This window comes from Spiroplasma endosymbiont of Cantharis rufa (assembly GCF_964019665.1).
Classification (GTDB): Bacteria; Bacillota_I; Bacilli_A; order Mycoplasmatales; family Mycoplasmataceae; genus Spiroplasma_A.
The window spans coordinates 1,071,294-1,084,548 of the sequence record NZ_OZ026459.1 but is presented as its reverse complement, the minus strand read 5'-3'; the positions used below and the strand labels follow the sequence as shown (position 1 = coordinate 1,084,548).

The 13,255-nt window shown below is 24.9% G+C and carries 10 protein-coding genes; all 10 read left to right on the top strand.

Features of this window, described 5'->3' with window-relative positions:
- Positions 1–14: 14 nt before the first annotated feature.
- The 10 genes from AACL15_RS04680 to AACL15_RS04635 all read left to right on the top strand — a co-directional run bounded on the left by AACL15_RS04680 (position 15) and on the right by AACL15_RS04635 (position 13,179).
- Entirely contained in the window at positions 15–422 is a 408-nt protein-coding gene (locus AACL15_RS04680; RefSeq protein ID WP_339033903.1) for a J domain-containing protein, read from the top strand.
- Between the two features lie 67 nt (positions 423–489).
- Positions 490–3,486, top strand: coding sequence for a DNA polymerase III subunit alpha (dnaE, locus tag AACL15_RS04675; protein WP_339033901.1), 2,997 nt, complete (start codon positions 490–492; stop codon positions 3,484–3,486).
- Between the two features lie 51 nt (positions 3,487–3,537).
- Positions 3,538–6,234: a DNA polymerase I gene (gene polA, locus AACL15_RS04670; protein WP_339033899.1), complete on the top strand. Its 2,697-nt coding sequence runs from the start codon at positions 3,538–3,540 to the stop codon at positions 6,232–6,234.
- A 14-nt stretch (positions 6,235–6,248) separates the two neighbouring features.
- A complete protein-coding gene (mutM, locus tag AACL15_RS04665) occupies positions 6,249–7,082 on the top strand; it encodes a DNA-formamidopyrimidine glycosylase (protein WP_339033897.1) in 834 nt (277 codons plus the stop codon).
- A 152-nt stretch (positions 7,083–7,234) separates the two neighbouring features.
- A complete protein-coding gene (locus tag AACL15_RS04660; RefSeq protein ID WP_339033895.1) occupies positions 7,235–8,503 on the top strand; it encodes a DnaD domain protein in 1,269 nt (422 codons plus the stop codon).
- Positions 8,504–9,403 carry a DnaA ATPase domain-containing protein gene (locus AACL15_RS04655; protein ID WP_339033893.1) on the top strand — a complete coding sequence of 300 codons (900 nt, stop codon included), beginning with the start codon at positions 8,504–8,506 and terminating at the stop codon, positions 9,401–9,403.
- A gap of 119 nt (positions 9,404–9,522) precedes the next feature.
- Positions 9,523–10,536 (top strand): type I glyceraldehyde-3-phosphate dehydrogenase, encoded by a 1,014-nt coding sequence (gene gap, locus AACL15_RS04650; protein WP_339030260.1) that lies wholly within the window; start codon positions 9,523–9,525, stop codon positions 10,534–10,536.
- A gap of 57 nt (positions 10,537–10,593) precedes the next feature.
- Positions 10,594–11,106, top strand: a complete 513-nt coding sequence (locus AACL15_RS04645) for a type II toxin-antitoxin system antitoxin SocA domain-containing protein (protein ID WP_339033891.1) — start codon at positions 10,594–10,596, stop codon at positions 11,104–11,106.
- Between the two features lie 22 nt (positions 11,107–11,128).
- Entirely contained in the window at positions 11,129–12,325 is a 1,197-nt protein-coding gene (locus tag AACL15_RS04640) for a phosphoglycerate kinase (RefSeq protein ID WP_339033889.1), read from the top strand.
- Positions 12,326–12,384: 59 nt separating this feature from the next.
- A complete protein-coding gene (locus AACL15_RS04635; protein WP_339033887.1) occupies positions 12,385–13,179 on the top strand; it encodes a hypothetical protein in 795 nt (264 codons plus the stop codon).
- Positions 13,180–13,255: the final 76 nt, after the last annotated feature.

Below are 13,255 nucleotides of genomic sequence, written 5' to 3'. Positions count from 1 at the left end.
GAAGAGTGAGTTATATGGATGATTTATTTAGATTACTTTGAAGAATAATTAATTTTATTTTTATTGTTTTGCTTATTGATATGTTGTTTAGTAAAAAAAGACGAAGAGGCGGACCAAATCAAAATAATAGAAATAATAAGCAAAGTCGTTATTTTGATGATGAAACAAGGGAACAAGGTTTTGATCAATCACAATCCCATACTGATTTTTATCAAGGTGAATCTTTAATTAATCAGGCTTATCAAGCATTGGGTCTACAAAAAGGTACTCCATTAAAAGAAGTTAAAAAAAGATATATTGAATTAGCCAAAAAGTATCATCCGGATAAAAATCTAGGCAATTTAGAAGCACAAGCTGAAATGACAAAAATTAATAATGCATATGATATCATCGTGGAAGATTTTAATAAGAAAAAAGCATAACACTATTTTAATAAATGGTGTTTTTTTGTTAATAATGTAAAATAAAAGAAAGTGAGGTTCAGTTCATATGGAATACTTAAATTTGCTTAATATTCATAGTTGTTATAATTTTTTGAATTCAACAATAAAAATTGAAGATTATTTAGGCTTTTTAAAAGCAAATAATCTAAATTATGGTTTCTATGCTGATAAAAAAAATATGTATGGGGCAGCTGAATTCTTCGAAAAGGCAAAACATGTAGGAATTAATCCAATTTTGGGATTAAGTATTGATTTGTCTTTTGGAACAACACTAATTTATGCAAAAAATAATAAGGGTTATCAAGAAATAAGCCATATAAGTTCGTATATTAATGAAAATGAAAAACTTGACTTAGAAAAATTAGAGAAATTCTTTTGAAATAAAATTTCTAATGATGTAATTGTTATAGCAATTTTCTCAATTGAAAATATTGATAATTATCTTGATAAATTTAATAAAATATTAAATAGCAATAATTTTTTTATTGGAATAGACAAACAAAATTATACTTATTTTTCAAAAAATAATAATACAGTTTTTGCAAACCCAATTAACTTTTTAAATGAAAATGAATTTTTAGTGTATAAGACATTACAAGCAATCTCTGAAGGAAAATTAATTTCAGAATTGGAAAATCTAGATAGGAGATTTTATTTTTCAAAAGATTTAGTAGCAAATTATATAAACATAGAAACTCATCAAAATAATTTACTAAAAATTTATTCAGAGATTGATTTTGATAATATTTTTATTTTTGAAAAGCATTTTTTGAAGTATCCAAATAGTAAAAAAATGCCATCAAAAAACTATTTACAAATTATTTGTGAAGAGTATCTAGAAGAGTATTTTGACTCCAAAAAATATTTAAATAAAAATTTATATAAGGAAAGATTAAAATATGAATTGGATATTATAAATAAGATGGGATTTGAAGATTACTTTTTAATTGTTCATGATATGATTTGTGAAGCAATAAGATTGGAAATATTATACGGTCCAGGAAGGGGTTCTGCTTCTGGAAGCTTAGTTTCATTTCTTTTAAAGATTACAAAGTTAGACCCTATAGAATGAGGATTGCTTTTTGAAAGATTTTTAAATATTGAAAGAGTTACACTTCCTGATATAGATTTAGATTTCCAAGATGATAGAAGAGAAGAAATTCTAGAGTATTTATTTAATAAATATGGAAAAGATAATTTTGCAACAATAACTACGTTTCAAACTATAGGTATTAAAAATGCTTTAAGAGATTGTGGAAGAGTTTTTGATATACCTATTACTGATATAAACCACATGAGTAAGCAAATAAATGAAAAAAATGTTAAGGATTTAAGTTTAGCTTTAAAGGACAGTGAGATTTTAAAGAAGTACAAAGATAAGTATCCTCAAATTTTTGAAATTAGCGAGAAAATTATTGGTTTACCAAGACAAACAGGTACACATGCTGCTGGAGTAGTTTTTTCTGATACAGAGTTATATAAAGTTGTTCCAACAAAGATAGGTATTAATGGTATTTCTCAAACACAATTCTCTATGAATTATTTGGAAGAGATTGGTTTAATCAAAACTGATATTTTAGGGTTAAGAAATTTATCAATTATACAAGAAATAATTAAAAATATTAAAATGATTGATAAAGTAAATATTAAATTAGAAGATATTCCTCTTGATGATAAAAATACTTTTAACTTGCTAAGAGCAGGTGATACAAGTGGAATATTTCAGTTGGAATCTGCTGGAATGACTGATGTGTTAATGAAAATGAAAGTTGATTCAATAGAGGACATTGCATTAACAAGTGCCTTATATAGACCAGGACCCCAAGATAATATTCCATTATTTATTGAAAGAAAAAATAATGGATTTACAAACTCACTAATGGATAAAAATATTGAAGATATTTTACAATCAACTTTTGGAATAATAGTATATCAAGAGCAAATTATGCAAATACTACAGAGAGTTGCAAAAATGAGTTTGAGTAAAGCTGATATTGTAAGAAGAGCAATTGGTAAAAAAGATAAAAATTTAATGAAGGATTTCCAAGAGGAGTTCATTAATGAGTCCATAAAAAATGGTTATGCAAAAAATAAGGCAGATGAGATTTGAAATTATATTGAAAAATTTGCTTTATATGGTTTCAATAAGTCTCATGCAATTGCTTATTCTTTAATAAGTTATTGAATGGCATATTTAAAAGCAAATTATAAAGAATCTTTCTACTGCTCATTATTAAATGGGTCTATTAGAAATGAGATAAAAACTTCTCAGTATCTAAATGAAGTAAAAAAAGCAGGGTTTAATGTAAATCCCCCAACAATAAAAAACCCTAATAGTATTTATGTATTTCATAATAATATGATTAATATTCCTATGAATATAATTAAATATATTGGACCTGAGTTTTTAAAAAATATAAAAAAGCTATTTAAAACTAAAAAGGAAGTCTTTGAAAATATTCTTTTATTTATTGGTAATATGAAAGATAATGGTCTAACTGAGCAAAGATATATAGCCCTTGTTTATTCTGGAGCCTTTGACTGTTTTGGTTTCGCTAGAAAAGACTTAATCTTAAGAAGAGAGCAAATTTTTAATTTAAGTGATACAGCAACCTTATTAAATGATCCAAATATTTCATTAGATTTGAAAAAAATAAAAGATAGGCCAGAAGAAATAGTAAGCTTTGAAAAGGAATATCTTGGCTTCTTTGTATCTTCACATCCTTTATCATTAATTCGACAAAAAATTATTAATAGCAATAAATTAAGAACTTTAAATAGTTTAAAAGATGGTGGTATTGTTTGTGATGTTCTCATAAATATTGAAAACATTGTCACAAAAAATGATAAAAATGGTAATGAAATGGGTTTTATTGATATTACAGATGAAACAGATTCAATGATTGTTACAGTTTTTGCTTCAGTTTTTGAAAGTTTAAAAACTAAATTAAATTTAGGAAAAAATTTAATTGTTAAAATTAAAACACAAAGTTTTAATAATAAAATAAATGCAGTACTACTTGAGGTAGTTAAAGAGTTATAATAAAAAGAGTGATAAGTTTCCTTGTTTTATATAGAATTAATGGTGAAAAATATGAGAAATAAATTTTTACTTGTTGATGGTAATGCTTTAATTTTTAGAGCATTTTATAGTTCTTATGGAAGAGCAACATTAACAACAAAAAGTGGTATACCAACAAATGCAGTGTATTCATTTATTAATATGCTTATAAATATTATTGAAAAAAATGATTATTTTTGTGTTAAGGTTGCATTTGACAAAGGAAAAAAAACTTTTAGACATGATAAGCTAAAAGATTATAAAGCAGGAAGAGCTAAGACTCCCTCTGAATTAGTTTTACAGTTTCCTATAGTAAGAGAATTTTTAACAAGTGCTAATATTGAATGATTTGAAGCAGATAATTTTGAAGCAGATGATATTATTGGATCAATTTCAAAAATTCTAGAAAGTAATAATGATGCAGAAACTCATATTTTAACAAGTGACCAAGATATGTATCAATTGATATCAGATAAGACTTTTGTTTTATCACCTCAAATTGGAACTAGTGAGCTTGTAGTTTATAATAGTGAAAAACTTTTTGAAAAATGGGGAGTAACTCCAGAACAAGTAATAGACTATAAAGGTCTTAGAGGAGATTCATCAGATAATATTAAAGGTGTTGCAGGTATAGGAGAAAAAACTGCAAAGGATCTATTGCAAGAATTTAATACTTTGGAAAATATTTATAATAATCTTGAAAAGATAAAAGGGGCAAAACAATTAAAATTAATTTCAGGAAAAGAAGATGCTTTTCTTTCAAAAGAAATTGCAACAATTTATAAAGATATGGATTTTAATGACGTTGATTTTAATAAAACAGAAATAAATTTTGTAGCTCTTAGAGATTTTTTTGTGAAATACGAAATGAACTCTCTTTTAAAAAAATATAGTTCAAAAAATAGTGAAGAACCTAAGGAGAGCAAACTAGAATATATTGTTTTAAATAAATGAGATTTGAAATATAATGACTCTGTTAATTATATTTATTTAGAGACATTAAATGATAATTACCATACAAGTGATATCATTGGAATGGCAATAGTTAATTCAAAGGGTAATTTTTATTATTCTTTTAACACAAGTGAAACAATAAATATCTTTAACTGAAGTAATTCTGTAATTGATGAACAGTTTCAAGCATTTTTAAAAAATGCAAAGTTTAAAACTTATGATGTTAAAAAAACTATTATTGCATTAATGAAAATGGGTTATCAAATAAACCCTGATTTATTTATTTATGATATGATGATTGCTTGTTATGTTATTAATTCAAATGTTAAGTCTACTTTTGATCAACACACAATTATGATTGACCCTTCAATTGAAACAAAGACCTTTGAAGAAGTTTTTGGTAAGGGTGTTAAAAAAACTCAAGTAATTGATGAAAAAATTAAAATGGATTACATTATAAATAAAGTTTTATTAATTAAAAAAGATGAAGAAGAAATTTTAAAATTATTAAACGCTAATAATCAAACTAGTTTGTATGAAAAAATTGAATTTGAGTTTGCAAAAGTTTTAATTGATATGGAACTTGAAGGAATTCAAGTTGATCGTGATGAATTGGCAAAGCAAGAAAAAAATATTTTACAATTATTAGTTGATTTAGAATTAGAAATAAAAGAAGAATTAAAAGAATATATTGATGATAATTTTAATATTGCTTCTCCCAAACAATTAAAGGAATTATTCTTTTATAAACTAAAATTACCTGATTACAATAAAGGAAGTACGGATAGAGAAACTCTAGATTACTTAGAAGATAAGCATCCTGTAATTTCTAAAATTATTGCTTTTAGAAAATATAATAAATTACATTCAACTTATTTAAAAGGTTTTGAAAAGTTTATTCACTCAGATAATAAAGTTCATACAATTTTTAATCAAACACTCACAAATACTGGAAGACTAAGTTCTAGTTATCCAAATATTCAAAATATTTCTGTAAGAGATGAAGAACAAAAAAATGTTAGAAAAATATTTGTAACTAAAGAAGATAATATATATTTAAGTTTTGATTATTCACAAATTGAATTAAGGGTTTTGGCAGATATAGTCAATGAAGAAAAACTTATCGAAATTTTTTCAATGAAAAGAGATATTCACTCAGAAGCAGCAAGAAGTATCTTTAAATTATCTCAAGATGAAAAAATAAACTCTGAACAAAGAAGAGTTGCTAAAGTATTTAATTTTGGAATTCTTTATGGACTTAGTGATTTTGGACTTGCAAAGGATCTAAAAATTTCTATTCCACAAGCAAAGGAGTATATTAAAGCATATTACGAAGCATTTCCTCAAATTTTAAAATTTAAAGAAGAGGTTATAAAATTTGGTTATGAAAATGGTTATGTTGAAACATTAGGGAATAGAAGAAGATATATTTATGAGTTAAGTAATTCTAATTATATGGTTAAACAATTTGGTGAAAGAGCAGCTGTTAATGCTCCAATACAGGGGACAGCAGCTGATATTTTAAAAGTTGCTATGATTAATGTATTTAAAAATTTAAAGGCACAAAATTTAGAATCAAAAATGATAGCTCAAATACATGATGAGATTATCTTATTAGTTAAAGAGCAAGAATTAGAGAAAGTTAAAACAATGGTTTTAAAAACTATGAAAGAAGCCTTTAATGATTTATTAATGATAGCAAATAAGAATAGAACTGCACTTGTTGAATTAGAAATAAATTATTCACAAGCAAATGATTGATTCAATCTTAAATAAGGAGGTTTAAAATAATGCCAGAATTACCAGAAGTTGAAACCGTAGTAAGAACTTTAAATAGTAAAGTTAAAAATCTTATTATTAAAAAAGTTAAAATAACTTATCCAAATTTAATTAAAACAGATATCTCAATAGAAGATTTAGAAAATAAGCTTATGGGTAGAAAAATAGATAATATATCTAGAATTGCAAAGCATATAATTTTTGAACTACAAGATCTAGTTTTAATAAGTCATTTAAGAATGGAAGGAAAATGATTCGTATTTGATTCAAATAGTGTATATGATTTAAAACATGTTGAAGCTATTTTTGAGTTAACTGAAAATAAAATAATGATATATAGTGATACAAGAAAGTTTGGTACTTTTCATTTACAAGAAAAAGATACCTTTAAAAGTCAAAATCCAATAAATAAGGTTGGTCCAGAGCCCTTTAATAGCGATTTAAATGGGCAATATTTACGTGATATAATGTCACGTTCAAATAAGCATATTAAGACAGTCTTATTAGACCAAACTAAAATCTCAGGAATTGGAAATATATATGCTGATGAAATATTGTTTGATTCAAAAATTCATCCTGAAAAAAGAGCTAGTTCTCTTAAATTAGAAGACTATGAAAGAATCTTAGAATCTTCTAAAAAAATACTTAAAAGGTCTATTGAATTAGGGGGATCTACAATTGATACGTATCAACCAGAACAAGGAATAGATGGAAAATTTCAAAATGAGTTAAAAGTACATACAAGAAAAGGTAAACCTTGCTTTGATTGTGGAAGAGTTATTGAGAAGATTAAAGTAAATGGAAGAGGAACTTATTTCTGTAAAGAATGTCAATTTTTATATTAAGTTGTGTATAACTTTCAGAACTTCTTTATTTAAGGTGTTTTTAAATACTTTTTATTAACATTTAATAGTCAATTTTTTAAAGATTATTAAATCTATTTCATTTTTTTCTTTTTTTCTTATTATTAATAAGGCACAAGGGTAAGAGGTATGCAATGGATAATTTTAATTACAAAGTGATTTTAAAAAATATGATAGATAATTCAAATCTTAAAATTATAACTTATTTATATCAACCAATTATGGGTTCTAGAGCAGTTTCTTTATACTATTCATTAATTAATGAGTCATATATTTTTAATGAATTTAAAAAAATAAACCTTTCAGATACTAGACTTTCAAAAATAACTGATATTGCTCAAATAAACTTACCTAAATATTTTAAAAAACTAGAAGCCTTAGGTCTTTTAAGAACATTAGAAAATAAGGAAAAAAAAACTATAATATTTAATATTTATTCTCCATTAGAACCTTCAAGCTTTTTTGAAAATCAGGTTTTTAATAGTGTATTAGTTTCTAAACTTGGTAAAGATGACTATGAACTCGTGAGATTCTCATTTAGAGATGAGGGAGAGGTTTCATTAGAAAGTGGTTATAAAGATACATCTTCTAAATTTGCTGAAGTTTTTGGAGAAGTTAAAGAAGACATAAATGAAGTGCAAAAAATGATTAAAGCAAAACCAAAAAGATCTAATGCTTTGTTAACAGGATTAAACTATAATGAGTTAATTAAATCATTAGAAAAAGAGGATTTTATAATTAGTGAAAATAATAAAATTGTAAAAAAAACAGTAGAAGATGTTTTTGGATCGTACAATATAACACAACAAGAAATACAAAATATTATTAAAAAAATTTATGATAAAGAAACATGTTCATTTGATAGTCAACTATTTTATAAGGAAGCTTCAAAAGTTATTTTTAGAAAGGATGAATTTAGTGAAACAGTTCCAGATTTTGATGCTAAATTAAATATTCAAAATCAAAAAAATAAAAAACTAGCTGAAATGGAAACAATAGAACCTGAGCAATATCTGTTTGCTTTATTAAATTCAAAATCTGGAAGTGTACAAGAGTTAGATAAAATTCATAATGAAATAATTGAAACTCTACAAAATAAATATAAATTGAGAAATGGAGTAATTAATTGTTTATTAGATTTTGTATTTCTAAAAAACAAAGGTAAAATAATTCCCAATTATATTTATAAAATTGGCTCAACGATGTCTGAAAATGGATTTATTGTAGCTTTAGAAGCCTTTGAATATCTAAAAGTTGCTCATCAAAAATCAAAAGGAAAATCTAAAAAAAGTCATAAAATAGAATTAGATTCTAAATGAGATGAAGCTTTGAATAAAGAAACTTATAAAATTAGAATTGAAGATGATTTAGTTTTTGAAGAGACAGGTTGAGGTGATTTTTAGATGAAGCAATTAACATTAGAAGAAATTAAAAATAATAAAGATTTTAAAGAATTAATTAAAAAACATAATATAACAGATGAAATATTACAAAGTAATATTTTAGTTATTAGTAGATTCTTAAGTGATTACGTTCATTGTTATAAAGAAGAGGAATTAAGGTTTTGTAAACAACCAATAGCTGGAGTACAGCAAAAACTTGTTTATAAAAATAATGTGTTTTATATTACAAGTAAAAATTGCAAACATTGAATATTTGAAAATAAGAATTATAAAATTGACAAAAATATATTATATGCAGATTATGATTTAAAAGAAAATTGTCAAACTATTGGCGAGTATATTGAAGCTCTAGATTTATCAAAAGTTAATATTCAGCAAAAAAATTTATTTACTAGAATTAGAGAAAATCTAAGTACCAACTCTTGAAAGGGGTTTTATCTTCATGGCAAACCAGGAATTGGCAAGACTTTTTTAATGAAACGATTAGCAAACTACTATGCCAAAAAAGATAGGAAATTAATTTTTGTTACTGTAAATAAATTAGTAAAAATTGTTAAAGATACATTTAATAATCAGGAAAAAAATGATCTTTCAAAATTTTATGATGATTGCTTAAATGTTGATGTATTAATCTTAGATGATATTGGAGCAGAAATTGTAAGTGACTGAAGTAGAGATGAATTGCTTTTTGGTATTTTAAATCATAGATTAGAAAATAAAATGATTACTCACTTTACTTCCAATTTCTCAATTTCTGAATTACAAAGCTATTACTTAAATAAAAAAGTTACAGGTATTGAAGAAAAGAAATTTGAAAAGCAAAAAACTTTAAGATTTACTGAAAGATTAAAGGGTCTTACATTTGAAATAGAAATGACAGGCACAAATAAAAGGTACTAATAGATTTTTTTCCATAACATAAAAAAAAGTCGGAAAAAATGGAAATAAATTTTTATGCTTTTATTTAATAAATAAGGCTTTAAGGTATAAAATAAAGACGTGAAAGGAAACGACTAAAAATGAAAAAAATAGCAATTAACGGATTTGGAAGAATTGGACGTCTAGCATTCAGACAACTATTCTTATCAAAAAATATTGAAATTGTAGCAATTAACGATTTAACAAACTCAAAAACATTAGCATACTTATTAGAATTTGACTCAGCACACGGGAGATTTATGAGTGGAAAGATTGAAGCTAAAGAAGGTGCAATTATAGTTAATGGGAAAGAAATTAAAATTTTAGCTGAAAGAGAAGCTAAAAACTTACCATGAGGAAAAATGGGAATTGACTTAGTAGTAGAATGTACTGGATTCTATGCTGATAAAGAAAAGTCACAAGCCCATATCGATGCAGGAGCTAAAAAAGTAATTATTTCAGCTCCAGCAACTGGAGATCTAAAAACTGTTGTTTTTGGTGTAAACCACAAAACAATTAAAGCAGAAGATAAAATAGTTTCAGCAGCATCATGTACAACAAACTGTTTATCTCCAGTAGCAAAAATTTTAGATGAAAAATTTGGAATTGTTAAAGGATTAATGAATACAATTCATGCGGTTACTAATGACCAAAACTTATTAGATTTACCTCATGTTGACTTACGTCGTGGACGTGCAGCAGCATGAAATATTGTTCCATCAAAAACTGGAGCGGCAGCAGCAGTAGGAAAAGTTTTACCAAACTTAAATGGAAAATTAGATGGGTTAGCACTACGTGTTCCAACAATTACTGGATCAATTGTTGACTTAACTGTTGAATTAGCAAAAAATACAACAGTTGATGAAATTAATAACTCAATTAAAACAGCAATATCAAAAGATGCTGAACTTGGAGCAGCTTTAGAATATTGTACAAAAGAAATCGTTTCACAAGACGTAATTGGATCAACATATGGTTCAATCTTTGATGCAACTTTAACAAGAGTTATGGAAGTTGATGGGAAACAACTAGTTAAAGTATTTTCATGATATGACAATGAAAATTCATTTACTTCACAATTTATCCGTACAATTAACTACATGTTAAGTTTATAATTTCTAAAATTAAACAATCAGCATATTTTTACACGATATTATTATTGAGGTGAAAATATGTTTTTTTATTTAAAAGAGGATTATATTGATTATGTTCTTAATGTAATAGCAAAAGTTAAGTTGAAAAATAATATTAATAAAGTGACTCAGATTCAAATTCAAAAAATTATTTATATTGTCTATTCATATTTTTTAATTTTTAAATCAAAAATTGCAAATATAAAATTTGAAACTTGAAAATGAGGACCTGTAATTTATAAGTTATGAAAAAATCACACCCAGTATTCAAAGTCAAATGTACCATTAATTTTTAATAAAAAAGAAGATCTTAAAATAGATAATAATTTTAGTAGTGAGAATACAATCGTTTATGAGATCATTAAATTTCTATTAAATTTAAAATATTGAGATATAGTTTTGATTTGTCATGAACAAACTCCATGAAAAAAATTATATAAACCTAGTAGGAATAATTTAATTACTGACCAAGATATTTTAAAATTTCATAATGAAAACAATAATAATTTTTTTGAATATATAGATTTTATAGTTAAAAATGTTTTAAAATAAATAAGTATAGGAGAGCATAAAAATGAAAAAAACACTAAATGATATTCAAGTATCAGGTAAAACAGTTCTTGTTAGAGTTGATTTTAACGTACCATTAAAAGATGGAGTTATAACTGATGATAACCGTATTAGAGCAGCATTACCAACTATTAATTATTTAATAGAAAAGGGAGCTAAAATCGTTTTATTTTCACACTTAAGTAGAATAAAAGAAGAAAGCGATAAAGTTAAAAAAACTTTAGCACCCGTTGCAAAAAAACTTGAAGAGTTATCAAAAAAAACAATAAAATTTGTGTCACAAACAAGAGGAAAAGAATTAGAATCAGCAATTAAAGATTTAAAAGTTGGAGAAATAATCTTATTTGAGAATACACGTTTTGAAGATGTTCAAAATGGAGAACTTGTTAAATATGAATCAAAAAATAACAAAGACTTAGGAAAATACTGAGCTAGCCTAGGAGATATATTTGTAAATGATGCTTTTGGTACTGCTCATAGAGCTCATGCATCAAATGTAGGAATAGCATCAAACATATCAGAGAGTTGTGTTGGATTTTTGGTTCAAAAGGAATTAGAAATGCTAGCAAAAGGAATTGATAAACCTGAGCATCCATTTATTGCAATAATTGGTGGAGCTAAGGTTTCTGATAAAATAGGAGTTATTGATAATTTATTAGAAAAAGCGGACAAAATTATTATTGGTGGTGGAATGGCATATACCTTCTTCAAAGCACAAGGGCATAATATTGGAAAATCATTATGTGAAGAAGATAAAGTAGCATTAGCAAAACAATATTTAGATAAATCTAATGGAAAAATTATTTTGCCAATTGACTCTGCAAATAATAAAGATTTCAAAGATACACCTCCAACAATATCAGGAGTTGATTTACCTGATGATGTAATGGGATTAGATATTGGTCCAAAATCAATTAAATTATTTGAAGGTATTTTAAAAGATGCTAAAACAGTGGCCTGAAATGGTCCAATGGGAGTATTTGAGTTTGAACATTATAATAAAGGAACATTAGCTGTTTGTGAAGCAATTGCTAATTTAAAAAACTCTTTTACATTAATTGGTGGAGGAGATTCAGCAGCAGCCGCCATTCAATTAGGATTTAAAGAAAAATTTACACATATTTCAACAGGTGGAGGAGCATCTTTAGAATATATGGAAGGAAAAGTTTTACCTGGGGTAGAAGCAATTCAAAATAAATAATTAAGAAAATACGGTTTATTACCGTTTTTTTTGATTTATAATTAGGAATGGTGATTTAATTGAAAAGAAAAACTCGAAAAATTGATAATAGTGAATGAATAACAAATATATTTTTAGATAATGAAAATATTTATTTTACAGATAGTCTTCCGAATAAAAGTAATAACCTTTTATGTTATATCTCAAAAGATAATTTTAAAGAAAACTTAAAAAATAAAGCTGATATTGAAAGATTTTTTTTATCTCATCCAAGCCCATTAGTTTCTTCTTTTGAAAATATTAGTAAAACTGATATAAAAATTTTAAATGCTTTTGAAGATTATATTCAAAATTTTATAAATATTGAGGGAATTAAATATGTTAGCTTTATTAAAGAAAATAAGGTATTAACAAGTATATTAGATTCTAATCAAGGAACTAAGGAATTACAAATCATTAAAAAAATTGAAGATAAATTAGTAATAAAAAAGCAAGATAAAATATGAATAGCAGATAAGTATTTGGAACCTATTAGGAAAATTAATTGAAATATTGTAGATATTGTTAAATTAAAAGATAAGTATGTAATTCAAAATGAGAAGGAAGAATTATTAATTTTGGATTATGACTTTAATATTGAAAAAAATATTTCAGCTGAAAAGGGCTTTAAAAAAATATATTATATAAATCAGAATAATATTTTAATATCTTACAAAGATTTAAACGTTACAGTTATTCATAATATTTTTACTGATAAAACTGAACCTTTTGATAATTGCTTTATAAATAGAGCGGTCTTATTAGATGATAATTTATTACTTTCCAAAAAGATTGAAGGGGGAGTAAAAAATAGTTTGTTAAATTTAATTTATTAATTTTTTATATAAATACTAATTAACGAATTAGTTCCCTAGAAGCTTATAAATAATAATAATAATAATAATAATAATA